Origin of the sequence: Tateyamaria sp. Alg231-49, from assembly GCF_900143535.1 — a bacterium.
Classification (GTDB): Bacteria; Pseudomonadota; Alphaproteobacteria; order Rhodobacterales; family Rhodobacteraceae; genus Tateyamaria.
Genome location: NZ_FRFA01000017.1, coordinates 42,226 through 67,263, shown reverse-complemented (window position 1 = coordinate 67,263; position 25,038 = coordinate 42,226). Strand labels below are relative to the sequence as shown.

The 25,038-nt window shown below is 57.2% G+C and carries 38 protein-coding genes; 31 read left to right on the top strand and 7 right to left on the bottom strand.

Features of this window, described 5'->3' with window-relative positions; translation table 11 throughout:
• From rpsS to DHN60_RS18795, 5 genes are all read left to right on the top strand, one after another.
• Positions 1 to 279, top strand: a complete 279-nt coding sequence (gene rpsS / locus DHN60_RS18815) for a 30S ribosomal protein S19 (protein ID WP_108838857.1) — start codon at positions 1 to 3, stop codon at positions 277 to 279.
• Positions 276 to 668, top strand: coding sequence for a 50S ribosomal protein L22 (gene rplV, locus DHN60_RS18810; RefSeq protein WP_108838856.1), 393 nt, complete (start codon positions 276 to 278; stop codon positions 666 to 668). The genes rpsS and rplV overlap by 4 nt, the downstream gene beginning before the upstream one ends.
• Entirely contained in the window at positions 668 to 1,375 is a 708-nt protein-coding gene (rpsC, locus tag DHN60_RS18805; RefSeq protein ID WP_108838855.1) for a 30S ribosomal protein S3, read from the top strand. The genes rplV and rpsC overlap by 1 nt, the downstream gene beginning before the upstream one ends.
• Positions 1,376 to 1,390: 15 nt before the next feature.
• On the top strand, positions 1,391 to 1,804 hold the full coding sequence (gene rplP, locus DHN60_RS18800) for a 50S ribosomal protein L16 (RefSeq protein WP_108838854.1): 414 nt from the start codon (positions 1,391 to 1,393) through the stop codon (positions 1,802 to 1,804).
• Between the two features lie 133 nt (positions 1,805 to 1,937).
• Positions 1,938 to 2,369, top strand: coding sequence for a hypothetical protein (locus DHN60_RS18795; RefSeq protein ID WP_108838853.1), 432 nt, complete (start codon positions 1,938 to 1,940; stop codon positions 2,367 to 2,369).
• On the opposite strand, the gene DHN60_RS22395 is transcribed toward DHN60_RS18795, so the two are convergent.
• The gene (locus DHN60_RS22395) at positions 2,350 to 2,586 is read right to left on the bottom strand and encodes a hypothetical protein (RefSeq protein WP_159089290.1); all 237 of its coding nucleotides are present in this window, start codon (positions 2,584 to 2,586) and stop codon (positions 2,350 to 2,352) included. The genes DHN60_RS18795 and DHN60_RS22395 overlap by 20 nt on opposite strands.
• An 82-nt stretch (positions 2,587 to 2,668) precedes the next feature.
• Between DHN60_RS22395 and DHN60_RS18790 the strand changes: the two genes are divergently transcribed.
• A complete protein-coding gene (locus DHN60_RS18790; protein ID WP_108838872.1) occupies positions 2,669 to 2,881 on the top strand; it encodes a hypothetical protein in 213 nt (70 codons plus the stop codon).
• Between the two features lie 10 nt (positions 2,882 to 2,891).
• On the opposite strand, the gene DHN60_RS18785 is transcribed toward DHN60_RS18790, so the two are convergent.
• From DHN60_RS18785 to DHN60_RS18770, 3 genes are all read right to left on the bottom strand, one after another.
• Complete coding sequence (locus DHN60_RS18785; protein ID WP_108838852.1) at positions 2,892 to 3,470, bottom strand: hemerythrin domain-containing protein; 579 nt, start codon at positions 3,468 to 3,470, stop codon at positions 2,892 to 2,894.
• A gap of 430 nt (positions 3,471 to 3,900) precedes the next feature.
• Positions 3,901 to 4,521: a TIGR02466 family protein gene (locus DHN60_RS18775; RefSeq protein ID WP_108838850.1), complete on the bottom strand. Its 621-nt coding sequence runs from the start codon at positions 4,519 to 4,521 to the stop codon at positions 3,901 to 3,903.
• Between the two features lie 41 nt (positions 4,522 to 4,562).
• Positions 4,563 to 4,973, bottom strand: a complete 411-nt coding sequence (locus tag DHN60_RS18770; RefSeq protein ID WP_108838849.1) for a DUF6636 domain-containing protein — start codon at positions 4,971 to 4,973, stop codon at positions 4,563 to 4,565.
• 353 nt (positions 4,974 to 5,326) lie between these two features.
• Here DHN60_RS18770 and rpmC point away from each other — a divergent pair, with 353 nt between their 5' ends.
• From rpmC to rpmD, 11 genes are all read left to right on the top strand, one after another.
• Positions 5,327 to 5,527 carry a 50S ribosomal protein L29 gene (rpmC, locus tag DHN60_RS18765; protein ID WP_108838848.1) on the top strand — a complete coding sequence of 67 codons (201 nt, stop codon included), beginning with the start codon at positions 5,327 to 5,329 and terminating at the stop codon, positions 5,525 to 5,527.
• Between the two features lie 11 nt (positions 5,528 to 5,538).
• Positions 5,539 to 5,769, top strand: a complete 231-nt coding sequence (gene rpsQ, locus DHN60_RS18760) for a 30S ribosomal protein S17 (protein ID WP_108838847.1) — start codon at positions 5,539 to 5,541, stop codon at positions 5,767 to 5,769.
• A 77-nt stretch (positions 5,770 to 5,846) separates the two neighbouring features.
• The gene (rplN, locus tag DHN60_RS18755; protein WP_108838846.1) at positions 5,847 to 6,215 is read left to right on the top strand and encodes a 50S ribosomal protein L14; all 369 of its coding nucleotides are present in this window, start codon (positions 5,847 to 5,849) and stop codon (positions 6,213 to 6,215) included.
• Positions 6,215 to 6,520, top strand: a complete 306-nt coding sequence (gene rplX, locus DHN60_RS18750) for a 50S ribosomal protein L24 (RefSeq protein WP_108838845.1) — start codon at positions 6,215 to 6,217, stop codon at positions 6,518 to 6,520. The genes rplN and rplX overlap by 1 nt, the downstream gene beginning before the upstream one ends.
• Entirely contained in the window at positions 6,520 to 7,083 is a 564-nt protein-coding gene (rplE, locus tag DHN60_RS18745) for a 50S ribosomal protein L5 (RefSeq protein ID WP_108838844.1), read from the top strand. Before rplX ends, rplE begins: the two co-directional genes overlap by 1 nt.
• A gap of 18 nt (positions 7,084 to 7,101) precedes the next feature.
• Positions 7,102 to 7,407, top strand: coding sequence for a 30S ribosomal protein S14 (gene rpsN / locus DHN60_RS18740; protein WP_108838843.1), 306 nt, complete (start codon positions 7,102 to 7,104; stop codon positions 7,405 to 7,407).
• Between the two features lie 13 nt (positions 7,408 to 7,420).
• A complete protein-coding gene (gene rpsH / locus DHN60_RS18735; protein WP_108838842.1) occupies positions 7,421 to 7,813 on the top strand; it encodes a 30S ribosomal protein S8 in 393 nt (130 codons plus the stop codon).
• A 10-nt stretch (positions 7,814 to 7,823) separates the two neighbouring features.
• On the top strand, positions 7,824 to 8,357 hold the full coding sequence (rplF, locus tag DHN60_RS18730) for a 50S ribosomal protein L6 (protein WP_108838841.1): 534 nt from the start codon (positions 7,824 to 7,826) through the stop codon (positions 8,355 to 8,357).
• Between the two features lie 12 nt (positions 8,358 to 8,369).
• Positions 8,370 to 8,729, top strand: a complete 360-nt coding sequence (gene rplR / locus DHN60_RS18725; RefSeq protein ID WP_108838840.1) for a 50S ribosomal protein L18 — start codon at positions 8,370 to 8,372, stop codon at positions 8,727 to 8,729.
• Positions 8,730 to 8,829: 100 nt separating this feature from the next.
• Positions 8,830 to 9,405: a 30S ribosomal protein S5 gene (rpsE, locus tag DHN60_RS18720; RefSeq protein WP_108838839.1), complete on the top strand. Its 576-nt coding sequence runs from the start codon at positions 8,830 to 8,832 to the stop codon at positions 9,403 to 9,405.
• Between the two features lie 5 nt (positions 9,406 to 9,410).
• Positions 9,411 to 9,599 carry a 50S ribosomal protein L30 gene (gene rpmD, locus DHN60_RS18715; RefSeq protein WP_013963199.1) on the top strand — a complete coding sequence of 63 codons (189 nt, stop codon included), beginning with the start codon at positions 9,411 to 9,413 and terminating at the stop codon, positions 9,597 to 9,599.
• A gap of 33 nt (positions 9,600 to 9,632) precedes the next feature.
• Here the strand turns inward: rpmD and DHN60_RS18710 are convergent, their stop codons facing one another.
• Positions 9,633 to 10,403 (bottom strand): VWA domain-containing protein, encoded by a 771-nt coding sequence (locus tag DHN60_RS18710; RefSeq protein ID WP_234423711.1) that lies wholly within the window; start codon positions 10,401 to 10,403, stop codon positions 9,633 to 9,635.
• 84 nt (positions 10,404 to 10,487) lie between these two features.
• Between DHN60_RS18710 and DHN60_RS18705 the strand changes: the two genes are divergently transcribed.
• Positions 10,488 to 11,141 carry a 2-hydroxychromene-2-carboxylate isomerase gene (locus DHN60_RS18705; protein ID WP_108838838.1) on the top strand — a complete coding sequence of 218 codons (654 nt, stop codon included), beginning with the start codon at positions 10,488 to 10,490 and terminating at the stop codon, positions 11,139 to 11,141.
• Here the strand turns inward: DHN60_RS18705 and DHN60_RS18700 are convergent.
• Both DHN60_RS18700 and DHN60_RS18695 read right to left on the bottom strand, forming a co-directional pair.
• Complete coding sequence (locus DHN60_RS18700; protein ID WP_108838837.1) at positions 11,107 to 11,814, bottom strand: hypothetical protein; 708 nt, start codon at positions 11,812 to 11,814, stop codon at positions 11,107 to 11,109. The genes DHN60_RS18705 and DHN60_RS18700 overlap by 35 nt on opposite strands.
• A gap of 606 nt (positions 11,815 to 12,420) precedes the next feature.
• On the bottom strand, positions 12,421 to 13,602 hold the full coding sequence (locus DHN60_RS18695) for an ammonium transporter (RefSeq protein WP_108838836.1): 1,182 nt from the start codon (positions 13,600 to 13,602) through the stop codon (positions 12,421 to 12,423).
• Between the two features lie 395 nt (positions 13,603 to 13,997).
• Between DHN60_RS18695 and rplO the strand changes: the two genes are divergently transcribed.
• The 13 genes from rplO to DHN60_RS18630 all read left to right on the top strand — a co-directional run bounded on the left by rplO (position 13,998) and on the right by DHN60_RS18630 (position 24,870).
• Positions 13,998 to 14,468, top strand: coding sequence for a 50S ribosomal protein L15 (gene rplO, locus DHN60_RS18690; RefSeq protein ID WP_108838835.1), 471 nt, complete (start codon positions 13,998 to 14,000; stop codon positions 14,466 to 14,468).
• 117 nt (positions 14,469 to 14,585) lie between these two features.
• Positions 14,586 to 15,950 (top strand): preprotein translocase subunit SecY, encoded by a 1,365-nt coding sequence (gene secY / locus DHN60_RS18685; RefSeq protein ID WP_108838834.1) that lies wholly within the window; start codon positions 14,586 to 14,588, stop codon positions 15,948 to 15,950.
• 24 nt (positions 15,951 to 15,974) lie between these two features.
• The gene (locus DHN60_RS18680) at positions 15,975 to 16,553 is read left to right on the top strand and encodes an adenylate kinase (RefSeq protein ID WP_108838833.1); all 579 of its coding nucleotides are present in this window, start codon (positions 15,975 to 15,977) and stop codon (positions 16,551 to 16,553) included.
• A gap of 183 nt (positions 16,554 to 16,736) precedes the next feature.
• Complete coding sequence (gene rpsM / locus DHN60_RS18675) at positions 16,737 to 17,105, top strand: 30S ribosomal protein S13 (RefSeq protein WP_108838832.1); 369 nt, start codon at positions 16,737 to 16,739, stop codon at positions 17,103 to 17,105.
• Positions 17,106 to 17,117: 12 nt separating this feature from the next.
• Positions 17,118 to 17,510: a 30S ribosomal protein S11 gene (gene rpsK, locus DHN60_RS18670; protein WP_108838831.1), complete on the top strand. Its 393-nt coding sequence runs from the start codon at positions 17,118 to 17,120 to the stop codon at positions 17,508 to 17,510.
• Positions 17,511 to 17,626: 116 nt separating this feature from the next.
• A complete protein-coding gene (locus tag DHN60_RS18665; protein WP_108838870.1) occupies positions 17,627 to 18,643 on the top strand; it encodes a DNA-directed RNA polymerase subunit alpha in 1,017 nt (338 codons plus the stop codon).
• Between the two features lie 194 nt (positions 18,644 to 18,837).
• On the top strand, positions 18,838 to 19,257 hold the full coding sequence (rplQ, locus tag DHN60_RS18660; protein ID WP_108838830.1) for a 50S ribosomal protein L17: 420 nt from the start codon (positions 18,838 to 18,840) through the stop codon (positions 19,255 to 19,257).
• A 125-nt stretch (positions 19,258 to 19,382) separates the two neighbouring features.
• The gene (locus DHN60_RS18655) at positions 19,383 to 20,759 is read left to right on the top strand and encodes a trypsin-like peptidase domain-containing protein (RefSeq protein ID WP_108838869.1); all 1,377 of its coding nucleotides are present in this window, start codon (positions 19,383 to 19,385) and stop codon (positions 20,757 to 20,759) included.
• Positions 20,760 to 22,064, top strand: coding sequence for a replication-associated recombination protein A (locus tag DHN60_RS18650; protein ID WP_108838829.1), 1,305 nt, complete (start codon positions 20,760 to 20,762; stop codon positions 22,062 to 22,064).
• Positions 22,065 to 22,095: 31 nt separating this feature from the next.
• The gene (gene crcB / locus DHN60_RS18645; protein ID WP_108838828.1) at positions 22,096 to 22,476 is read left to right on the top strand and encodes a fluoride efflux transporter CrcB; all 381 of its coding nucleotides are present in this window, start codon (positions 22,096 to 22,098) and stop codon (positions 22,474 to 22,476) included.
• Positions 22,473 to 23,510, top strand: coding sequence for an RluA family pseudouridine synthase (locus tag DHN60_RS18640; protein ID WP_108838827.1), 1,038 nt, complete (start codon positions 22,473 to 22,475; stop codon positions 23,508 to 23,510). The genes crcB and DHN60_RS18640 overlap by 4 nt, the downstream gene beginning before the upstream one ends.
• On the top strand, positions 23,510 to 24,169 hold the full coding sequence (locus tag DHN60_RS18635; protein WP_108838826.1) for an HAD-IA family hydrolase: 660 nt from the start codon (positions 23,510 to 23,512) through the stop codon (positions 24,167 to 24,169). Before DHN60_RS18640 ends, DHN60_RS18635 begins: the two co-directional genes overlap by 1 nt.
• A complete protein-coding gene (locus DHN60_RS18630; protein ID WP_108838825.1) occupies positions 24,166 to 24,870 on the top strand; it encodes an ATP12 family chaperone protein in 705 nt (234 codons plus the stop codon). The genes DHN60_RS18635 and DHN60_RS18630 overlap by 4 nt, the downstream gene beginning before the upstream one ends.
• The last annotated feature ends 168 nt before the right edge of the window (positions 24,871 to 25,038 follow it).

The window sequence follows — 25,038 nt, the reverse complement described above, 5'->3', positions numbered from 1 at the left end:
ATGTCTCGTTCTGTTTGGAAAGGCCCCTTTGTCGACTCTTATGTGTTGAAAAAGGCCGAAGCTGCCCGTGAGTCGGGTCGCAATGAAGTAATCAAAATCTGGTCGCGCCGCTCGACGATCCTGCCCCAATTCGTGGGTCTGACGTTTGGCGTTTACAACGGCCACAAGCATATTCCCGTGAACGTGTCCGAAGAGATGATCGGCCAGAAGTTCGGTGAATATTCGCCCACGCGTACCTATTACGGTCACGCCGCTGACAAGAAGGCGAAACGCAAATGAGCAAGGATAAGAACCCGCGCCGCGTGGCGGACAATGAGGCGATGGCGAAGACGCGCATGTTGCGCACCTCTCCGCAAAAGCTGAACCTCGTTGCCCAGATGATCCGTGGCAAGAAGGTGGACAAGGCTCTGACGGACCTGACCTTCTCGAAAAAGCGTATCGCTCAGGACGTCAAGAAGTGCCTGCAGTCGGCCATTGCCAACGCTGAAAACAACCACAACCTGGACGTTGACGAGCTGATCGTCGCCGAAGCCTGGGTCGGTAAAAACCTGACCATGAAACGCGGGCGTCCTCGGGCGCGTGGCCGATTCGGCAAGATCATGAAGCCGTTCGCGGAGATCACGATTAAAGTGCGTCAAGTTGAAGAAGTCTCAGGGGAGCAAGCCTAATGGGTAACAAAGTCAATCCGATTGGCATGCGCCTGCAGGTGAACCGTACATGGGACAGCCGCTGGTATGCCGACACAAAGGACTACGGGAACCTTCTGCTGGAAGACCTGAAAATCCGTGATTTCATTAAGGATGAATGCAAGCAGGCCGGTGTTGCCCGTGTGATCATCGAACGTCCGCACAAAAAGTGCCGCGTCACGATCCACACAGCCCGCCCCGGTGTCATCATCGGCAAGAAAGGTGCGGACATCGAAGGTCTGCGCAAGAAGCTGGCGAACCTGACCGACTCTGAGCTGCACCTCAACATCGTTGAAGTGCGCAAGCCAGAGCTGGACGCTGCACTGGTTGGTGAAAGCATTGCGCAACAGCTGGAACGCCGGGTGTCTTTCCGTCGCGCCATGAAACGTGCCGTGCAAAACGCCATGCGTATGGGTGCCCTCGGCATCCGCGTAAATGTCGCGGGCCGCCTTGGTGGCGCCGAGATCGCGCGGACCGAATGGTATCGTGAGGGCCGTGTGCCTCTCCATACTTTGCGTGCCGACATCGATTACGCCCACGTCGAAGCGACAACGGCCTATGGTATCATCGGGATCAAGACTTGGATCTTTAAAGGTGAAATCATGGAGCACGATCCGCAGGCGCGTGACCGTAAAGCACAAGAACTCCAAGACGGCCCAGCACCTCGCGGTGCCGGCGGTCGTCGCTGATAGGAGGGCATAAGCATGCTTCAACCAAAGCGTACGAAATTCCGTAAGCAGTTTAAGGGCTCGATCAAGGGTCTGGCAAAGGGCGGGTCTGACCTGAACTTTGGGACTTACGGCCTCAAAGCGATCGAACCCGAGCGGATCACCGCCCGTCAGATCGAAGCCGCACGTCGTGCCATGACGCGTCACATGAAACGTCAGGGCCGCGTCTGGATCCGTATCTTCCCGGATGTGCCGATTTCGGCCAAGCCGATCGAAGTTCGGATGGGTAAAGGTAAAGGCTCGGTCGACCGTTGGGCGGCAAAAGTCAAACCCGGCCGTGTGATGTTTGAGATCGACGGTGTGAACGACGACATCGCGCGTGAAGCGCTGCGTCTGGCGGCAATGAAGTTGCCGATCAAGACACGGGTCGTGGTCAGAGAAGACTGGTAAGTCTTCTCTGAGTGCGCGGCAGGGTATTTGCGAAGCAAATGCACGAGAGCGTCACCCGGTAGAAACTAAGAGCTCCGTCACGGTTGTGGCGGAGCTTTTTTCTTGCGATGTTGGACTGAGGTTGGAGATATCAATGGAACTGAAGGAGTTCATAAAGCAGTCAATTCAGGCGATTGCCGACGCTACTTCAGAGTTGCAGGATCATTATTCCGGTCAAGGTATTTTGATTAATCCGCCGTCTGCTCAATCCGGCAACGATGTCTATCAACCGGGCAGTTCAAATTACACAATGCGTCGGGTGAAGAACGTTGTATTTGATGTTGCCGTAACCGTTGGTTCGGAAGATGCCGTAAGTGCAGGCGCTGGAATTCAAGTCTTCTCTGCCAAAATTGGTGGACAAGCTGAAAAGACGGATGCCTCAGAGACTGTTACACGGGTTTCTTTTGAAATTCCCATTACTTTGCGACCTACCGATGATGAAACGCAAAACACCAAAATAGGTGAAGAAGAAAAACGTAGGAAAGGCGCGGCAATCGCAAAAGTCCCTAAAACCAAGCGTATTTGACCTGACCACAGGAAACAGAAAAAATGCGAGAGCCAAGCGCAGAATCAAGGCCGCAGGCCGCCGCGCCATCGACAGGCCGCCCCCGGACTGTCGATATGTCTGATGCAAGCACGCCGCTGATATGGAAGATGTAATTGGCTGCCATAAAGCTCAGCCACGGGATGGTCAGATCGACACCCCGCGCCCTGTCGATGACGCGGCTTGTCTCTCTTCCCAATGCTCTCGTCGCAAAACTGCTACACCCACACCCTATCCGTGCTAGCATCGCAACAGCCAACAAGCACAGTGAGGGAAGAGCCATGAAACACGTCCCCAAGCCCACCACGGATGAAGACCTGATCAAGGCGTTCCTCGACAAGGGGGGCGAGGTGAAGAAGGGTAAAACCAAGCCGATGCCGGAGGGCCTTGGCCTGTCCAACAACCAGTGGGGCAACACCCTGACCCGTGAGGAGAAGGCGGCCAAGAAAGAAGCTGAAGAGGCCAATAAGGCGGCGCGGTCCTCTAAGACGTAAGGCTTCGGCCTCAGATACGTTCGACATAGACCCCGATGGCCGCTTCCAGCTCGGTTTCTTCGTAGCGGAAATGGCTTTGGATCGCGCGCAGCAGGGCGTGAAACACATCGCGGGTTTCGGCAAAGCCCTCTGCATCCGGGGATCGTGTGAGCCGCTCAGCACAACCGGCCAGCCTGTTCAGCAATTCATGCACGACTTTGTGCTCTTCCCGCAGCCGCGCGATTAGGGCGGCGAAGGGGGCGGCTTTGCCCTCAATTTCGGGGAACATGTGATGCTCTGCAATGTTGTGGTGCATCGTCAGCATCTGACAGCCCTGTCCACACAAGTTACCAAACGCGGCAAAGTTCTGCGCCATGTCCGAGGCCAGCACGATCTGTCTGAGGTGTGCGGGCGGGCTATCGCCAGCCTCGATCCGGTCAATCACGGCGCTCAGACGGGCCATGTCCTGTAGGTAATGCGCGTGGATCGCGGCAAGGTGGCGCCCCTTTTCCCGTTGGGCCGCACTGACATGTGCAAGGGCAGGGGCGCTGGGGCGCGTGCCTGTCTCGACATCAAGCTCATCCAGCGGTGTAGCCGACAGATCGTTCATCCAGTTTCTCCCACCCGTTGATTGAACGGGCCCTGTGATATGGCCCGTGTTCACCGCCCCAAATTTCGTGCAGCGTACAGGCCAAAGGCCGGAATACTACCAAGGGTTGCCCAAAATTGCCCCAATTCTTGCTTAATGCGGACATTCTAGGCTGACACACCGATGTAACGAAGACATAGGGACCAGACAATGCTGTGTACATTTGATCGATATGAGCAAGAACGGAAATTGCGGTTGGCATTTCGCAAGCCCAGCTTGCTCGATCTCAACCTGGCAATAACCGTTGCTTCCATGACCGCGGCCGTTGTGTTCGCCGTCTTGTTGCTGACGCGCTATCTTGGCCTTGATGCAAAGATCGCATTCTGCTGGCAGTTGTTCCTGTCGATCGCCTGACCTTATGGGCCGGGTGCGCCTTTGGCTGCGCGCATCCTTACTCCCAACGATAATTGAACGATACTGAAACCCGTTCATCTTCGGCCATGTTCATTGGCACTTCGTGACGCAGCCAGCTTTCCCACAACAACACGTCGCCCACATTAGGTTTGGCGTAGTGAAACGTCTTCAGATCTTCAGGCGCGTCTTCGGTCCGTCCTGGTGACGCCATCATCATAGGCAGGCGTGGGTCTTCTAATTTTAGGGCGGACGTGCCTTCGGGCATCGCCACATATGTCGTTCCGGAAATCACCGAGTGCGGGTGGATGTGCCCCGTGTGAATGCCACCTTCGGGCAGGATGTTGATCCAGATGCTGTCCAGCACCAGTGTCTTGTCCCCAAGATCAAAGGCGAGGTCCTCGGCAAAGGCAGCAACGTGTTGATCCAGCGCGGCGACCACATCTTTGAAGATCGGGAACCGCCAGGGCAAATCGTTGAGCGAGGCATAGGAAGTGTAGCCGGGATAGCCCTGTTCCTCGCACCAGTCATGGCCCGCCTCGTCGTCTTCGGCGATGGCGTAGCAGTTTTGTTCAAGTTCTGCCGGGTCGATTTTGGGATCGAATGCGGAGAGGGGGACGCTGTAGAGGCGGGTGGCGAAGAGGGATGTGATACGAGACATGCGCGGGTATGTAGCGCACTTGTCCGCGCGTTGCGATAGGCTCAGAATACTTGCTGGACCGCGCGGGAAAGAAAAAACCCATGACCGTCGAGGTTACGACAAGTCAGCCCAGTTGTCGCAGACGTACACACAAAACCGCCAAACTCGCCCGTGACTCCATACTCGGCGCGGTCAAAGCCGTCCCTGTTGCGGTTCAGAGGCGCGCATTCCATTGAGACAAAGCCACGGTCATTCATCAGAAACGTGTGACCCCGGTCTGCCGCACACCACTCCGGGCGCGGCGCTGCGGCTGGGCCGCTGCGTTCAATGATCGTACATCGGATGTCAGAGGAGGTGGGGCCTTCGCCGACCGAGCATTGGATGTTTTCCGACGGTGTTTCAAACGTCCAGACATCTGCGGCGGCAGGGCCAGTCATGGCCGCGAGGACGAGCAAAGTCGAAGTGTAGTGCATTGGCAGTCCCCATAGTGTCGATGCATCTCAGGTCATGTTAGACATCAGGTGTTTCGTCGATCAAGTGTGGCCCTTGGAGACAGCGCGCGCTGTGGCGCCGCCGTTCTTTATTGAAACCAACGCACGATGTGGGAGTAGTGCGCAATGTGCGGGCGATGCGGGCCGATTGCAGTGGTCGATGACCGAACTGGGCGGCTTGCATGTGTCGGGCTTTCCGACTGGACATCATTTCCATGCAAATAATGGGTTGCCACAGGCGGACACCCCCCCTATACGGCGCACTTCACCCACTCCACCGGGAATCGGGTCACGCAGGTTTGCGGCCTACCGGTGATGTTGAAAGGATATGGCGCATGAACGCCCAAGAACTTCGGGATAAGACCCCCGACCAGCTTCGCGATGACCTCGCAAACCTGAAAAAAGAAGCCTTCAACCTGCGTTTCCAGCAGGCCACAGGCGCAATCGAGAACCCGTCGCGTCTGCGTTCGGTCCGTCGTGATGCCGCACGCGTCAAGACGATCCTCAATGAAAAAGCCCAAGCGGCAGCGGAATAAGGACAGCATAGATGCCTAAGCGTATTTTGACCGGCACCGTGACATCCGATGCCAACGCCCAAACAGTCACCGTTTCCGTGGAACGTCGTTTCACGCACCCGGTTCTGAAGAAAACCATTCGTAAGTCCAAAAAGTACCGGGCGCACGATGAAAAGAATGCCTTCAAGGTTGGCGATTTCGTACGCATCATCGAATGCGCGCCAAAATCGAAGACAAAACGCTGGGAAGTCCTGGAAGCGTAAGTTTCCGGCATTTGCCACATTAATCGAAACCCTGGGGATCAGGCACGCATCGCCCCCCAAAGGTCGGGAGAAACCAAATGATCCAGATGCAAACCAACCTGGATGTTGCTGACAACAGCGGCGCGCGCCGTGTTCAGTGCATCAAGGTCCTGGGTGGTTCCAAGCGTAAGTACGCATCCGTCGGCGACGTCATTGTCGTGTCGGTCAAGGAAGCCATCCCACGCGGCCGCGTAAAGAAAGGTGATGTCCGCAAGGCCGTCGTCGTACGCACCGCCAAGGAAGTTCGTCGTGACGATGGCACGGCCATCCGTTTTGACCGCAACGCCGCCGTCATCCTGAACAACGCAAACGAGCCCGTAGGTACACGTATCTTTGGCCCAGTTGTTCGCGAACTGCGCGCCAAGAACTTCATGAAGATTATCTCGCTTGCTCCGGAGGTGCTCTGATGGCTGCGAAACTGAAAAAAGGCGACAAGGTCGTCATGCTGGCCGGCAAGGACAAGGGCAAAGAGGGCACGATTTCCTCGATTGACCCGAAATCCAACAAAGCCGTGGTTGATGGCATCAACATCGCCATCCGCGCCACACGCCAGACGCAAGAGAGCCAAGGCGGCCGCATCCCAAAGGCGATGCCTGTCGATTTGTCAAACGTCGCGCTGCTGGATGCCAATGGCAAAGCAACACGCGTCGGCTTCAAAATGGACGGCGACAAGAAAGTGCGCTTTGCCAAGACAACAGGGGACGTGATCTGATGCTCGACACTGCAAACTACACCCCCCGCCTCAAGGCCGTGTTCAAGGACACAATCAAGGCCGCGATGAAAGAAGAGTTCGGTTACAAGAACGACATGCAGATCCCGCGTCTGGACAAAATCGTCCTGAACATTGGCTGCGGTGCCGAAGCTGTTCGTGACAGTAAAAAAGCCAAGTCGGCACAGGAAGATCTGACAGCAATCGCTGGTCAGAAGGCCCTGACCACCACGGCCAAGAAATCCATCGCTGGTTTCCGCGTTCGCGAAGACATGCCGCTGGGTGCCAAGGTGACGCTGCGCGGCGATCGGATGTACGAATTCCTCGACCGTCTGATCACTATCGCGATGCCACGTGTGCGTGACTTCCGCGGCGTGCCAGGCAAGTCTTTTGACGGACGTGGCAACTATGCCATGGGCCTCAAAGAGCACATCGTTTTCCCCGAGATCGATTTCGACAAAGTCGATGAGACCTGGGGTATGGACATTGTGATCGCGACCACAGCCCAAACCGATGCCGAAGCAAAAGCCTTGCTGAAGCACTTCAACATGCCCTTCAACTCGTAAGCGCAGGAGAGACTAGATATGGCTAAAAAATCCATGATCGCGCGCGAAGTGAAGCGCGAAAAGCTGGTGAAGAAGTACGCCGCCAAGCGTGCGGAGCTCAAAGCAATCATCAGTGACGAAACCAAACCGATGGAAGATCGTTTTCGCGCATCGCTGAAGCTGGCCAAACTGCCACGCAACAGCTCTGCCGTGCGTCTTCACAATCGTTGCCAACTGACCGGCCGTCCGCATGCGTATTACCGCAAGCTGAAAATTAGCCGGATCGCGCTGCGGGAACTCGGCTCTGCCGGTCAGATCCCCGGCATGGTCAAGTCAAGCTGGTAAGGGAGAGAATAGTATGACCGATCCTATCGCAGATATGCTCACCCGCATCCGCAACAGCCAGATGCGCGGCAAATCCGTGGTCTCGACCCCTGCGTCGAAACTGCGTGTCCGCGTTCTCGAAGTGCTGGCGGACGAAGGTTACATCCGTGGTTTTGAAGAAACCAAGGGTGAAGATGGCCACCCGGCTATCGAGATCAGCCTCAAGTACTACGAAGGCGAACCTGTTATTCGTGAACTGAAGCGGGTCTCCAAACCCGGTCGTCGCGTTTACATGGGCGTCAATGACATCCCATCCGTCCGTCAGGGCCTGGGTGTGTCGATTGTCTCCACCTCTAAAGGTGTGATGTCGGATGCAAATGCACGGAGCCAAAACGTTGGCGGCGAAGTGCTCTGCACGATCTTCTAAGGAGAAGCAGATGTCTCGTATTGGTAAAAAACCGGTCGATCTGCCCAGTGGCGTTACAGCGTCAGTCTCTGGTCAACAGATCGAAGTCAAAGGCCCCAAAGGCACACGTTCGTTCAAAGCGACCGACGATGTGACCCTTGCGGTTGAAGACAACGTCGTCACCATCACGCCCCGTGGCAAATCCAAGCGCGCGCGCCAGCAGTGGGGCATGTCCCGCACGATGGTTGCGAACTTGGTCACAGGTGTCACGGACGGGTTCAAGAAAGAGCTGGAAATCCAGGGTGTTGGTTATCGTGCCAACATGCAGGGTAACACTCTGAAACTGAACCTCGGTTTGTCGCACGACGTCGACTACACCCCACCAGCGGGTGTGACTGTTACAGCCCCCAAGCAGACTGAAATTGTCGTCGAAGGTATCGACGAGCAGTTGGTCGGCCAAGTGGCTGCTAACATCCGCGAGTGGCGCAAGCCAGAGCCCTACAAGGGCAAAGGCATCCGCTATAAAGGCGAATTTATCTTCCGTAAGGAAGGCAAGAAGAAGTAAAGGACCAGGAACATGGCAAACACAAAACGACAGTTGTTCCTCAAGCGCCGTATGCGCGTCCGGAACAAACTTCGCCGCGTCAACGCTGGGCGTCCCCGCCTGAGCGTGCACCGCTCGTCCAAGAATATCAGCGTTCAGCTGATCGACGATGTGAATGGCGTGACATTGGCCGCAGCCTCGACCCTCGAAAAGGATCTGGGCGTTGTGGGCAAGAACAACGTCGAAGCCGCCACCAAAGTTGGTGCGGCAATCGCCGAGCGTGCGAAAAAAGCAGGCGTGGAAGAAGCATACTTCGACCGCGGCGGCTTCCTCTTTCATGGGAAGGTCAAGGCTGTTGCCGACGCTGCCCGCGAAGGCGGTCTGAAAATCTAAAGTCTGCGAGGGGCGGCAACGCCCCTCCGATGATCCGGGGGCATTCTGCCCACCTGGATTGAAACAAACGGCGAAAGCCACCTGAAAAAAGGATGTTCTCATGGCAGAACGTGAAAACCGCCGCGGCCCTCGTCGCGACCGGGATGAAAACCCAGAATTTTCCGACCGCTTGGTCGCGATCAACCGTGTGTCCAAGACCGTTAAGGGTGGTAAGCGTTTTGGCTTTGCCGCGCTTGTCGTCGTAGGCGATCAAAAAGGTCGCGTTGGTTTCGGCAAAGGTAAAGCGAAAGAGGTCCCCGAGGCCATTCGCAAAGCCACGGAGCAAGCCAAGCGCCAAATGATCCGCGTTCAACTGCGCGAAGGCCGCACATTGCACCACGACATGGAAGGTCGCCACGGCGCCGGTAAAGTCGTGATGCGCACAGCACCAGAAGGTACCGGTATCATCGCCGGTGGTCCAATGCGTGCCGTGTTCGAAATGCTGGGTGTGAAGGACGTTGTTTCCAAGTCCATCGGCTCGCAGAACCCTTACAACATGATCCGCGCAACCATGGACGGCCTCAAAAAAGAGCAGTCGCCCCGTGGTGTGGCACAACGTCGTGGCAAGAAAGTCGCCGACATCCTGCCCAAGCGCGACGAAGCCCCCGCTGCTGAAGCGGCAACCGAGGAGGCCTGAGACCCATGGCAAAGACAATTGTCGTAAAACAAATCGGTTCCCCCATCCGTCGCCCCGCCAAACAGCGCGCGACACTGATCGGTCTGGGCCTGAACAAGATGCACAAAACCCGCGAGCTGGAAGACACACCTTCCGTGCGCGGCATGGTGAATTCAATCTCGCATATGGTCGAGATCATCGAAGAAAAAGGCTAAGTCAGAGGCGGGCAGATTGCCCACCTGACCAAGTTACACATGACGCCTCGCGAGCAATCGCGGGGCGTTTTCTTTTTCTGGGTCTGCTTGCCCGATCAATGCACAGCCCAGCGTCACCCGCAGCGCATCTGCCAACTCGTCCACAGTTTCGGTTGAAACGTACAGGCCTCCGGTGCGGTCGGCGAGGCATTTGGCCACCGTATTGCCTGCGCCGACATCCTGTTGCTCCGGATTGTCCCAGCTGAAAAAGTCGACCACGACCTTGAAGCCGATCACGTGGACCGTCAGGTCTGTGCTCTCGGCGGCCAGCGCGGCACCCAATGCGCAAGGACGCCCTCCGCAGGTTTCGTTTCCATCTGTGACGAGTACGACGATGCCGGGACCGGACGTGGCGCGCAACGTATCGCTTGCAGCGCGAACTGACTCCGCCAAAGCCGTCAATCCCTTGGGCGCAAGCGCATCGATCTCGGCAATGATGGCTTTGGCGGCATTGTCGCGTGGGGCAAACCGCAAATCGATATTGCTGCAACTGTCCGCACTGGCACCCGGACCATAGGTAAGCAGGCCAACGCGGCGTACCGGTGCGATATCCGGCATCGCGTCACGCAGTGCCTCGCGTGCCTCGGCAATCCGTGTCTTGCGCTGTGTATCGAACCCGAGTTCCGCCATCGACGCCGACCCGTCAAAAACCAGCATCGCGTCTGCTGCACAACCTGAGGCTCCATGCAGTGCGGCAGGTGCCAGAGGTAGTGCAAGCGCAAACAGTGTGGCGGCAATAGGCAAAGGGGTGCGGAATGAACGCATGAAGCTATGGTGACACTGACCCTGCCTATTGATCAATGCCGGTGGCGATTTTCTTTGTGGTGAGGGCGTACTAAGTTCAACACTATGCGCGAACTCATATACTACTATTCCGCCCACTCCGCCTTTGCCTATCTCGGCTCTGCCCGGGTGATGGATATCTGTGCGAGACATGGGCTGACCCTTGTGCACCGCCCCATCCCTCTTTCCCCTGTGGTTGAGGCGCAGGGCAGTTTGCCTTTCCGTGCCCGGACGCAAGCCCATGTCGACTACTTCTTTGGTCGCGAGATCGAGCGATGGGCAGAACTTCGCGATGTGCCCGCTGTCTCGTTTCGCCCGACCTTTCATGATGCGGACTATACGCTGGCCAGCGGCATGATCATGGCGTTGGGGGATCGCGGGGCCGTTGTGGATGCGATGGCCCATACGGTGCTGCAAGCCCACTGGCGGGATGATGCGGATTTGTCGGATGAGGCGACACTGGCGGCCTTGGCCGACGCCTTAGGCCATGATGCCGGAGCCCTGATGGCGCTGGCGCGAACGCCTGAAGTGACTGCGCGCTACGCGATCAATGCCGATTCCGCCTTGAAGGCATCCGTACTCGGTTCGCCGACTTATGTGCTGGATGGAGAAGTGTTCTATGGGCAGGACCGGCTTGAGATGCTCGAACGGGCGATCAATCGCCCGTTTGCCAGCAGTGCGTGGGTCAATCCACCGGTTGATGCACCTTCACCAGACTAAACTGAAAGGCCTTGGCGCGGGCATTGCGAGCCCGACCCAATAGGATGGCCGTCGCGATGGCGCTGTATAGAACAAAGAGGTACAGCGGATAGGCGAGAAGTACCCAGTTCAAAGCTCCGACGGACAGCATAGCGAGAGCAGAGGCCAACAGCGACCAGCCCCATGTGGACATGGTTTCGGTTTCGGGGAAGAGATAGGCCTTTTTGACTGTAACCCAGCCACCGATCATCGAAATACCAATCGTCGTGCCCAATGCGTAAACCGAATTGTCGGTCAGCGACCAAAGGATCAGCCCAACCGCCGCTGCGCCAAGCACCTTCATGTCACCCTCTCGAAAAAGCGGACCGCTGCCGCGTTGGAAGGTGATCAGAAACACTGTGATCGTGCCGCCGACTTGGAAAAGCGAAAACCAAAGTGAGGACGTGGCGCCTTCGACGATCTGCGACACCAAAGCGATGCAACCCAGCACAGACCAGATCAGCCAGGATGCCCGCTGTGGCTGTGTGCGCCGTGCGATAGTGTCGCGAATGTAGGGGACAAAGGCATAAATGCTGAGCATGGCCGAGGCGAGGCCAAGTGTTCGCAATATGTTGCCAGAGGTTGTGTATTGCAGCACCGTCTCGGTGCTCAGGACTCGCCAGAATGTATCTTCCTGAAAAATGGCTTCGAGCAATTTGTCTCTCCAAGAATTCGCAAATGTGGGGCATCAAAAAATAGAAAAATATGACGAGCGAGGCGAAAATTGCGCCAAATACCGATACTGTTCACTGCATTTGTACGCAGAATTCGGACGCGGCAGAGAGTCTGGAATTCCTTACCTTTGTGAGTTTTAAAACTGCCTATTTTCTTTGCATAACAGTGTTTTATGCCAATGCGTGGCGGCCGAAGTGAGCTACCCTATTGCTATACAACCACCTACAGTCATTCCCGGCGGCAAAAGCGCAGGACTACTTGCTCATTGATGCATGGAGGTCCGTTCACGAGATGATGCGAGTTTGTTGGATGAAGCCACACTGAGGGCCTTGGCTTAGCTCTTGGGCAGCATCCTTAATCTCTGATGGCTCAGGCGCGAGCGTCTGAGTTGATTAAGCGCCATGCTGTGGTTGGAGAGTCAGGTTTGAAAGAGCCTGAACCACGTATTTCTACCAATGTGCTGAGTTGAGGAGCTTTTCAGCAGGAACCTGCGGTGATCCGGCCGTTTGCACCAACACAGTGAGGCAATCCACCATGTGATGAAGCTAAGAGTGCGCCCCGACCCATAGATCGGAGCGCAAGAGTTTTAACCGTTGTGGTCGTAAGCGCTTTCGCCGTGAACAGCCAGATCGAGACCTTCCTGTTCGACATCCGCGCTGACACGCAGACCCACAAGCGCCTTGCAGACCAAGGCGATGATGATCGTCACCACCACCGAGAACACGCCGACAATCACGAGGCTGCCTGCCTGAGCGGCAAAGCTGCCCGCGCCAAAGATGGCGATCATCAGTGTGCCAAAGATGCCGCCGACGCCGTGGACGGCGAACACATCCAGCGTGTCGTCGATTTTGAGCACATTGCGCACCAGACGGACGGCCTCCTGACACAAGATGCCCGCGATGGCACCGATGATGAGCGCCTCGACCGGACCGACGAAGCCCGACGCAGGTGTGATCGAGGCAAGCCCGGCGATTGTGCCGGTGACGATGCCGACGAGCGATGCTTTTCCATAACGGATCCGTTCCCAAAGCGCCCATGTCAGCGAAGCTGTCGCGGCCGAAATATGCGTGACGGTCAACGCCATAGCTGCGCCGCCATCTGCCGCCAGCTGCGAGCCACCGTTAAAGCCGAACCAGCCGACCCACAAAAGAGCCGCCCCGATCATCACGTATCCTGGGTTGTGAGGTGGTTTTGTTGCGTCCCGGCGTGGCCCCAACATGACGGCCAAAATAAGAGCGGCAATGCCTGCGGTTTCGTGCACGACGACACCGCCGGCGAAATCCTTGAGGCCCGTTTCGCCAAATATGCCGCCATCTGCCAAAAAGCCACCGCCCCAAACCCAGTGTACGACTGGCGCATAACACAGAAGCATCCAGAGGCCGGAGAAGAGGAGTACAAAGCCAAAGCTGACGCGTTCAACATAGGCCCCGACGATCAGCGCTGGCGTGATGATCGCAAATGTCATTTGGAAGGCAAAGAACAGGATTTCAGGCAAAGTGCCGGACAGCGACTCTGCATCCACGCCGTTCAGGAACATCTTGTCCAGACCGCCCCAGATCCCCGAAGTGCCAGAGCCAAAGGCTATGGAATAGCCCGCCACCAGCCAAAGCACGCTCATCAGGCATGCGATAGCATAGCAGTGCATGAAAACACTCAGCACGTTGCGCGAACGCACAAGCCCACCGTAAAAGAGCGCAAGCCCCGGCAACGTCATCAACAGTACCAACGCTGTTGCGACAATAATCCAAGCTGTATCTGCTCCGACCATCGTAGATTCCTCCCAAATTTAGCCTGGCGGACACAAACCGGGCTTAAGGTGCGAGAAAAAGAGGCAAAGGCAAATATGAGCGCCGTAATTTTCAGCAAACAACAAATGATGAAAAAATGTGCATAAATGCATCTGCTTTGGTTACTAATTGTGCAAACTGCGAACTCAGGGACTCCGCTTCGGACGCTATCGCGCTTATATTGTGTGCTGGCGTTTGAGGAGCTTTTGGGGGCGCGCGGGAGGCTGGATGATGCCCGGCGTTCCAAACTGTTGCGCTGCTTCCTTTGGCGGTCTATACGCCCCCGGTGGCGCGATGCGCTGCTGAGAATCAAAATCAAGAAACGCCGTGTTCACCCATTCCGCTTCGGGGGTGCTTCCGGCTTAGGAGAAGCGACATGAAACTGAATGAACTGCGCGATAATCCTGGCGCAACCAAACCACGCAAACGCGTTGGCCGTGGCCCAGGCTCCGGCACCGGTAAAATGGGTGGCCGTGGTATCAAAGGTCAAAAATCCCGTTCGGGTGTGGCCATCAACGGTTACGAAGGTGGCCAAATGCCTTTGTACCAACGTCTGCCCAAGCGCGGCTTTAACAAGCCGAACCGCAAGGCATTCGCCGTCATCAACCTTGGCCTGATCCAGAAATTCATCGATGCAGGCAAGCTGGATGCGAAATCCGCCATCACCGAAGATGCATTGATCGCCTCTGGTGCAGTGCGTCGTAAGCTGGACGGTATCCGCGTTCTGGCCAAAGGCGAGATCACAAGTAAAGTTGATCTGCAGGTGACCGGCGCGTCCAAATCCGCTGTAGACGCAGTGGAAAAAGCGGGCGGCAAGCTCGCTGTTGCTGCAGCGGCGGCCGAGTAAGCCTGAAACACGCCTTGTGAGCCGCGTCACAGCGGCTTACATAGACCTCAAGTTTTCTATAGCGCCGCCCGCCGGAAAACGGCATGGGCGGTGTTTTGTTCAAAGGACAACGCCCGCATGGTATCTGCCGTCGAGAACATGGCCGCCAACACGAGCTGGAGCGCTCTGGGCAAGGCCACTGACCTGCGCAACCGCATCCTGTTCACTCTTGGTCTGCTGATCGTGTACCGCCTTGGTACATTTATCCCGGTTCCGGGCATCGATGGCGCCGCCCTGCGCGAGTTTATGGAGCAGGCGGGACAAGGCATCGGCGGTATGGTGTCGATGTTCACCGGTGGTGCGCTGGGTCGTATGGGTATCTTTGCCCTCGGCATTATGCCCTACATCTCGGCCTCGATCATCGTGCAGCTTTTGACCTCGATGGTGCCTCAGCTTGAACAACTCAAGAAAGAGGGCGAGCAGGGGCGCAAGAAGATCAACCAATACACCCGGTATGGCACTGTGGCGCTGGCCACCTTGCAGGCCTATGGCCTTGCCGTGTCACTGGAATCTGGTGATCTGGTCACCGATCCGGGCCTGAACTTCCGCATGGCCTGCCTGATCACCCTTGTGGGTGGCACCATGTTCCTGATGTGGTTGGGCGAGCAGATTACTGCACGCGGCATCGGCAACGGTATCTCTTTGATCATTTTCGTAGGCATCATTGCCGAAGTACCTGCCGCGATTGCGCAGTTCTTTGCCTCGGGCCGCTCCGGTGCGATTAGCCCTGCGGTTATTCTTGGCGTGCTAGTGATGGTGGTCGCCACCATCATGTTTGTGGTGTTCATGGAACGCGCGCTGCGCAAAATCCACATCCAGTATCCGCGCCGTCAGGTGGGGATGAAGGTTTATGATGGCGGGTCGTCCAACCTGCCTGTCAAGGTGAACCCAGCAGGCGTGATCCCAGCGATCTTTGCCTCGTCCCTGTTGTTGTTGCCGATCACGATCAGCACGTTTTCGGGCAATTCGACCAACCCGATCATGTCTTGGCTGTTGGCCAACTTTGGTCCCGGTCAGCCGCTTTATCTGGCGTTCTTCGTCCTGATGATCGTGTTCTTTGCATATTTCTACACGTTCAACGTCAGCTTCAAGCCAGACGACGTGGCCGACAATCTCAAAAACCAGAACGGTTTTGTTCCCGGAATACGTCCGGGCAAGAAGACAGCCGAATATCTGGAATACGTGGTCAACCGTGTGTTGGTCCTTGGTTCGGGTTATCTGGCGCTGGTTTGCCTGTTGCCTGAAATCCTGCGCGGTCAGTTCGCCATTCCATTTTATTTTGGCGGCACGTCTGTGCTGATTGTTGTTTCGGTAACGATGGACACCATCCAGCAGGTGCAAAGCCATCTGCTTGCGCATCAGTACGAAGGTCTGATCGAAAAATCACAGTTGCGCGGAAAAGGCTCAAAGGGCCGCCGCAAACGGAGCCCTGTGCGCCGCTAAGGCCCGCACGGGAGGGGGACAAAGATGAACATTATCCTGCTGGGCCCGCCAGGTGCGGGCAAAGGAACACAAGCGCGCTTTCTCACCGATGAGCGTGGTATGGTACAACTCTCCACCGGCGATATGCTGCGTGCGGCCAAGGACTCTGGCTCTGAGATGGGCAAGATCGTTGCGGACGTGATGGCGCGCGGTGACCTTGTCACAGACGAAATCGTCATCGGTCTGATCCGCGAACAGCTTGAAACAGTCAAAGCCAACGGCTTTGTCTTTGATGGCTTCCCCCGCACATTGGCCCAAGCCGACGCTTTGTCCGCGCTGCTGGAAGAGCAAGGTCAGACGCTGGATGCCGTGATCGAATTGGAAGTGAATGACGACGTGCTGGTTGACCGCATCGTTGGACGCGCGGCCGAAGCCGCAGCCGCCGGTCAGCCGGTGCGCGCGGATGACAACGCTGAAAGCCTCAAAGTACGCCTGATGGAGTACTATAAAAAGACGTCTCCGCTGATCGGTTATTACTATGCGAAGGGTCAGTTGAGCGGTGTCGACGGCCTGGGCGAAATGGCAGATGTGAAAGCAGCGATTGCCAAAGTTCTTGACGTATAGGCACAGGGGTTGACGCCTCACAAAACAACGCCTATTCCACGCCATCTCTAACGAGAATCAAAGACGGGAACGCGTCCCGTCGGATCACCTGATCAGCGGCAGGCCCGGGGGCAAAATCCTTGGGCCTTATGTTGTGAAAAAAGGGCCCGGAACTACGGGCTCGCAACGAAAAGGAAAGCCTTCATGGCACGTATTGCAGGGGTCAACATCCCCACAGCCAAGCGCGTTCCGATTGCACTGACCTACATTACAGGCATCGGTAACACATCCGCCAAAGAAATCTGCGAAGCCGTCGGGATCGACGCCAGCCGTCGTGTGAACGAGCTGAGCGACGCCGAAGTCCTGAAAGTGCGCGAGTACATCGACGAAAACTATACCGTCGAAGGCGACCTGCGCCGTGACACGCAGATGAACATCAAACGCTTGATGGACCTTGGTTGCTACCGCGGCCTGCGTCACCGTCGCAACCTGCCCGTTCGCGGTCAGCGCACCCACACCAATGCTCGCACCCGCAAAGGCCCCGCAAAGGCCATTGCCGGTAAGAAGAAATAAGGAGACGCACCAATGGCACGTGATACTCGCCGGGTGACCAAGAAAAAGGTCTCCAAAAACATCGCCGCTGGAGTGGCGCATGTGAATTCTTCATTCAACAACACCAAGATCCTGATCTCGGACGTGCAAGGCAACGCTATTGCATGGTCCAGCGCTGGAACCATGGGCTTCAAAGGCTCGCGGAAGTCCACACCTTACGCTGCCCAGATGGCTGCGGAAGATGCGGGCAAAAAGGCTCAGGATCACGGCGTCAAGACGCTCGAAGTCGAAGTGCAGGGCCCCGGTTCGGGTCGTGAATCGGCACTGCGCGCGCTGGCTGCTGTTGGCTTTAACATCACGTCGATCAAAGACGTGACGCCAATGGCTCACAACGGCTGCCGCCCACCCAAGCGTCGCCGCGTCTAAGCGACACATGAATTTCGATCGGGGCCGCGTGACAACGTGCGGTCCCAATACGCTTTTTGAAACCTCGGGCGCCTGATCTTTTAGGACATGGAGAGCAGGCAAGAATGGAGGGACGCATGATCCATAAGAACTGGGCTGAGTTGATCAAGCCACAACAATTGGAAGTGAAGCCGGGCAATGAACCCGCGCGTCAAGCGACTGTTGTCGCCGAACCGCTGGAGCGCGGCTTTGGTCTGACACTGGGCAATGCGGTGCGCCGCGTGCTGATGTCGTCGCTGCAAGGTGCGGCGATCACATCCGTGCAGATCGACAACGTGCTGCACGAGTTCTCGTCCATCGCCGGTGTGCGCGAGGACGTCACCGACGTTATCCTGAACCTCAAGCAGGTTTCCTTGCGCATGGAAGTCGAAGGCCCCAAGCGTCTGTCGATTTCGGCCAAAGGCCCGGGTGTTGTCACCGCAGGTGACATTTCCGAAAGCGCCGGCATTGAAGTGCTGAACCGCGATCTGGTTATCTGCCACCTCGACGACGGTGCTGACGTGTTCATGGAACTGACTGTGAACACAGGCAAGGGCTATGTCTCGGCTGAAAAGAACAAGCCAGAAGACGCACCAATCGGCCTGATCCCGATCGATGCGATCTATTCGCCCGTCAAAAAAGTCAGCTATGATGTGCAGCCCACCCGTGAGGGCCAGGTGCTGGACTATGACAAGCTGACCATGAAGGTCGAAACCGATGGCTCTATCACGCCTGACGATGCCGTGGCTTTCGCCGCGCGTATTCTTCAGGACCAGCTGGGCATCTTCGTCAACTTTGACGAGCCTGAGTCTGCGTCTCGTGCGGATGATGATGATGGTCTCGAGTTCAACCCGCTTCTGCTGAAGAAAGTGGACGAACTGGAACTGTCTGTGCGTTCGGCAAACTGCCTGAAGAACGACAATATCGTGTATATTGGCGATCTGATCCAGAAGACCGAAGCAGAGATGCTGCGCACGCCAAACTTTGGCCGCAAGTCCTTGAACGAGATCAAGGAAGTGCTGTCTGGCATGGGTCTGCACCTCGGCATGGACGTCGAAGACTGGCCACCGGACAACATCGAAGATCTGGCCAAGAAGTTCGAAGACAACTTCTAAAGCCACTTGGGTGGGCGGTTACGCCCACCTGACGACTGGGCATATGCCCTTTCATTGCCCGCCTCTGGGCGGACAATTTTCGGGTTACCCGCTTTCCTACGGAAAACGGTGACCCCAAGGAGAGCCTGAGACACGCATCGAAGGCCGGACAAAGTAAAACAGCCCGTAGAGGGCACCAAATTGGAGACTAGAAAATGCGTCACGCACGTGGTTACCGCCGCCTGAACCGGACCCATGAACACCGCAAAGCGTTGTTCTCGAACATGGCAGGCTCGCTCATCGAACATGAGCAAATCAAGACAACATTGCCCAAGGCCAAAGAATTGCGCCCGATCGTTGAAAAGCTGATCACGCTTGCCAAACGTGGCGACTTGCACGCCCGCCGTCAGGCCGGTGCAAAGCTGAAAGAAGAGCAGTACGTTGCCAAACTCTTTGACGTTCTTGGCCCACGCTACGCCGAACGTCAGGGCGGCTATGTGCGTGTCCTCAAGGCGGGTTTCCGCTATGGCGACATGGCGCCCATGGCCATCATCGAATTCGTTGACCGCGACCGTGACGCCAAAGGCGCGTCCGACAAGGCCCGCGTTGCTGCCGAAGACGCCGCAGAAGAGTAATCTTCTGCCCTCGATGAAATCTGATCAAACCCCTGCTTCGGCGGGGGTTTTTCTTTTGTGACCTTCGGCTTCACACGGGATGCCGCCTTGCATTCCCAGTTGGTCATTTGCATATCCTAATGACCATGAAGTATCTCATCGCCTTTCTGTTCTGTGTCCTGCCCCTGATGGCCAGTGCGCAGACGCGGTTGCCGGAAAGCCAAGCCGAGATTTCCTTAAGTTTTGCGCCGCTTGTGCGTGAAACGGCCCCCGCAGTTGTCAACATTTATGCCAAGGTCGTCACCCAGAGCCGCCAGCGTACGCCGTTGATGAATGATCCGTTCTTTGAACGTTTCTTCGAAGGCTTTGGAGAGCCGCGCCCGCGCGTGCAGAATTCTCTTGGTTCTGGCGTAATCCTGTCCTCGGATGGCATTGTTGTGTCCAACTATCACGTGGTCGGGCAGGCTACGGACATCCGCATCGTGCTCAATGACCGGCGCGAATATAGTGCTCGTGTGTTGCTTGGGGATGCTGACAGTGACCTCGCTATTTTGCAGATTGATGAAGTCGAAGATCTGCCGTTTCTGCCGCTGCGAGACAGCGGAACGGTAGAAGTTGGCGAATTGGTGCTGGCCATCGGCAATCCGTTTGGCGTCGGCCAGACAGTGTCCTCGGGGATCGTCTCCGGCCTTGCCCGTTCTGGTGGGGCAGGCGGCAGCGGTCTCGGCTACTTCATCCAGACAGATGCTCCGATCAACCCCGGAAATTCAGGCGGTGCGCTTGTCGGGATGGACGGGCAGCTGATCGGCGTGAATACACGTATCCTGAGCCGGTCGGGTGGATCGAACGGGATTGGCTTTGCCATTCCATCGGACCTGATCGCGGCCTTTGTCCGGCAGGCGGAAGAGGGCAATGACCGGTTTCAACGCCCCTGGGCTGGGGCGACCGGGCAAGTTGTGGATTCGGATCTGGCACAGATGCTGGAATTGGATCGACCCGGCGGGATCATACTTGCGGGCCTCCACCCGGCTAGCCCACTGGCAGAGGCCGGATTTGACGTGGGCGATGTTGTAATCGCCGTGGACGGCCAGGAAGTGCACAGCCCGGGCGAGATGCTTTTTCACATGGGGCTGTCCAGCGGAGAAAACACGGTTGTTATGACCCGTCTTCGCGATGGAGAGTTGTCGGATGTGAAGGTCAAGATGATCCCTCCGCCGGAGGACCCGCCGCGCGGCGAGATCACGTTACCTGAAGATGCCGCCTTGCCGGGACTGTCGGTGGCGCAGATCAACCCCGCTGTGATCGCGGAAATGCGCCTGCCGTTGGAGGCATCAGGGGTTGTGGTCACTGGTCTTGGGACACTTGGCGCGCGTGTTGGGCTGCGCGTGGGTGATATCCTTCAAGCCATTGATCGACGAGATATCAAGTATCCCAAGGATGCAGCTGAGGCCTTAGGGAATGCGCGCCGTGGCACCCGTGTTCAAGCGCTGCGACGCGGCGGCCGCGTCATGTTGCGCTTTTAGATGGCTGACCTGTTTGACACCGGTGAAGTGGCGGAAAGCGGACACCGCCCCCTTGCTGACCGCCTGCGCCCCAAAACGTTGAGCGAGGTTATTGGCCAACGCCAAGTGCTGGGGCCGGATGCACCGCTGACGGTGATGCTTGAGGCAGGCGCGCTGGGATCGTTGATCTTTTGGGGTCCGCCCGGCGTGGGCAAAACGACCATCGCCCGGCTACTTGCCCATGACACAGACCTGCATTTCGTCCAAATCTCGGCGATATTCACAGGTGTCCCGGACCTCAAAAAAGTGTTCGAAGCGGCCCGCATCCGGCGTCAGAACGGGCAGGGCACGCTTTTGTTCGTTGACGAAATCCACCGCTTCAACAAGGCGCAACAGGATGGGTTCCTGCCGCATATGGAGGACGGAACAATCCTGCTGGTTGGGGCCACGACAGAGAACCCAAGCTTTGAGTTGAACGCTGCTGTTCTGTCTCGTGCACAGGTTTTGGTGCTGGAACGGCTCGACCTCGCAGACCTTGAATTGATGGCGCAACGGGCGGAGCATGAGTTGGGTATGGCCCTCCCGCTCGAAGCCGAGGCGCGTGCAGCGCTGCTTGAAATGGCGGATGGAGACGGGCGCGCACTGCTGAACCTGATCGAACAGGTCGCCGCGTGGAAAATTGACGAGAGGCTAGACAGAGATGCCCTTGCCACCCGTCTGATGCGCCGTGCGGCACAATACGACAAGTCGGGCGACGCCCACTACAACCTGATTTCAGCACTACATAAATCGGTGCGGGGATCAGACCCGGATGCGTCGCTCTATTGGTTTGCGCGGATGTTGGAAGGGGGCGAGGACCCGCGTTATCTGGCCCGCCGTATAACGCGGATGGCGATTGAGGATATCGGCCTTGCTGATCCACAGGCGCAGGCGGTGTGTTTGCAGTCTTGGGAAACGTACGAGCGGCTTGGTTCTCCTGAGGGCGAATTGGCGTTGGCGCAGGCGTTGGTCTATCTGGCGTTGGCCCCGAAATCCAATGCGGCCTATGTGGCCTACAAGGGCGCGCGTAAGGCGGCCAAACAAACCGGATCGCACCCGCCGCCAAAACACATCCTTAATGCGCCGACGGCGTTGATGAAGGATCAGGGATATGGCGACAACTATGCCTATGATCATGATGCCGAAGACGGATTTTCCGGTGCGAACTACTTTCCTGACGGGATGGAGCGCCCCGACCTCTATCAACCTGTCGAGCGTGGGTTTGAGCGGGATCTGAAAAAGCGGCTGGATTACTTTGCGCGTCTCAGGACCAAGCGGCAGAGTTGACTCTTGCGCGCTGCTGGTAAAGAGACCGCGCATGTTTACAACCCTATCTTCTGTGGCCCTTGGTGGGGCGATTGGTGCGTCGTTGCGCTGGCTGACTGGCGTGGCCGTGTTGCGCGCGTTTGGTCGCACTGAGTTTCCGCTCGCCATCATCATGGTCAACGTGATCGGATCGTTCCTGATGGGCGTTTTTGTGGTGGTCGCCGCGCAGCGTGGGCTGACGCATCTGTCGCCTTTCGTGATGACGGGTATCCTTGGGGGTTTCACCACGTTTTCGGCATTTTCACTTGAGACGGTGAACCTGATCGAGCGTGGCCAGATTGTCTCGGCGAGCTTGTACATATTGTTTTCTGTAGGCCTTTCGGTTGGTGCGCTTGCCCTTGGTCTTGTCTCGGCGCGCGGGGTGTTGTCATGAGCGGTGTACAAACAATTACTGTTGGAGAGGACGAGGGCGACCAACGCCTTGATCGCTTCCTCAAGCGCCGCTTTCCGCAGTTGAGCCAAGGCATGGTCGAAAAGATGTGCCGCAAGGGTGAATGCCGTGTCGATGGTGGCCGGGTGAAATCCAACACCCGTGTCGAAGAAGGGCAGGCCGTGCGCATCCCGCCTATTCCCGACAGCAAAGCGCCGCCCGTGGTGCGCACTGGCGTGTCCGAGGCTGACACCAAGTTGATCCAGTCTTGCGTGCTTTATCGCGACGATCATGTGATCGCGATCAACAAACCTGCCGGTCTGCCGACCCAAGGCGGTTCGGGCCAGACCCGCCATGTGGACGGGATGGCAGAAGCACTGCGCTTTGGGTTTGAGGACAAGCCGCGCCTTGTGCATCGTCTGGACAAGGACACCTCTGGCGTATTGCTGCTGGCCCGTACCCGGTTGGCGGCCAAGGCGTTGACGGCGGCCATGCGCCACCGCGAGACGCGCAAGATTTACTGGGCCTTGGTGGCCGGTGTGCCGACACCCTATCTGGGCGAGATCAAGTACGGACTGGTTAAGGCGCCCGGGCGCGGCAAGGGCGGCGAGGGCGAAAAGATGATCGCCGTGCACCCGCGCGAGGTCGAGAACACGCCCGGTGCAAAACGCGCGAGCACGCTTTACGCCACACTATACCGTGTCGCCTCCCGTGCTGCATGGGTCGCGATGGAGCCCATCACGGGGCGCACCCACCAGTTGCGTGCACATATGGCTGAGATTGGTCATCCGATTGCGGGCGACGGCAAATACGGTGGCTCGGGTCAGGACAACATGGGTGATGGCTGGGGCGCACAGATTGGCGGCGTGATCAGCAAAAAGCTCCATCTGCATGCGCGCATGATGCGGTTTGAACATCCTCACACCCGCAAACCTGTTACGATCACGGCCCACTTGCCCGACCACATGGCCGCGACATGGGAGACGTTTGGCTGGACCGAAGATCTGGCCGCAGAAGACCCGTTTGAGGATATCTGATGCGTCTGGTGGTTTTTGACGTCGATGGCACGCTGGTAGACAGCCAGGGTGATATCGTGGCCAGCATGACAGCTGCCTTTGGCGATGTTGGTCTGGCCGTGCCTGCCCGCGCCGAAATCCTGAGTATCGTTGGCCTATCGCTGGATGTGGCCATGGTCCAACTGGCCCCTGAGGCGGATACGGAGCGCATGGTGCGGTCCTACAAGGACACTTATGCGCATTTGCGGGCCACCAAGGGTGCGGCATCGTCCCCTCTTTATCCCGGTGCGCGTGACGCCCTTGACCACTTTGCTGGGCGCGATGACGTGTTGCTGGGGGTCGCAACCGGGAAATCCAAGCGCGGCCTCGACAGTTTGATCGCGGCCCACGGGCTGGAGGGGATGTTCGTCACCCGGCAGGTCGCTGATTTTCACCCCTCAAAACCGCATCCGTCGATGATCCATGCCGCACTGGATGAGACAGGGATTGAGGCCAGTGACGCTGTGATGGTGGGTGACACCCGATTTGACATGGATATGGCGACCAACGCAGGTGTCGCCGCAATTGGCGTTGCCTGGGGATATCATCCGCGCACCGAATTGGGCGCAGCACACCAAGTTGTCGACAGTTTTGCCGACCTGCCTGCGGCCATCGAAAAGGTTTTGGAGGCGTCCGCATGAGCGAGTGGAAACAAAGGCGGTTCTGGAAAGACGTGGCTGCCGTTGAAGGGAGCGATGGCTGGGCCATCCATCTGGACGGGCGATCCGTGAAGACACCGGCGAAAGCCGGATTGATCGTACCCACCCAGACCATGGCCGATGCCATTGCCGCCGAATGGGACGCCCAGGAAGACGTGGTAGACCCGACTTCCATGCCATTCACCCGTTCTGCGAATGCGGCCATCGACAAAGTGGCCATTCAAAAGGCCGAAGTGGCCGACATGTTGGCGGCTTATGGGGATGCCGACCTATTGTGCTATCGCGCCGAGGCGCCCGCCGAACTTGTTGAACGCCAAAGCGCCTCTTGGGATCCATACTTGGCGTGGGCTGCAGAGCATCTTGGGGCACGTCTACACCCGCGGACCGGCGTCATTCACGAATCACAAGATGCCGATGCCCTCAAGCGGCTGTCTGACCAAGTACACGCACTTAGCGAATTCCAATTGGCGGCGTTTCACGATCTTGTAAGCCTTTCCGGGTCGCTGATCCTTGGTTTTGCTGCTGCCCAAGATATGAACCTATTGATTGACGTATGGGCAACCAGCCGGGTCGATGAAATCTGGCAACAGGAACAATGGGGCGCTGATGAAGAGGCGGAAAGCGTTGCCGAAATCAAGAAAACCTCTTTTTTTCATGCAAAATCCTTCTTTGACGCTGCGTAAAGGCAATTCGCGGCCCTGTGGATATGTGCCGAAAAAATGCCCAAGAATTCATCAGATTGCGCCGCTTTTGGCGTCACTCCCCTTGACGTTTAAGCCGGAATCCGACCAAGGTCCTGCCCACTAGGTGGGGATGAACCCCTCTGGGAGTCCGTCCGGCGTGCAGGAACA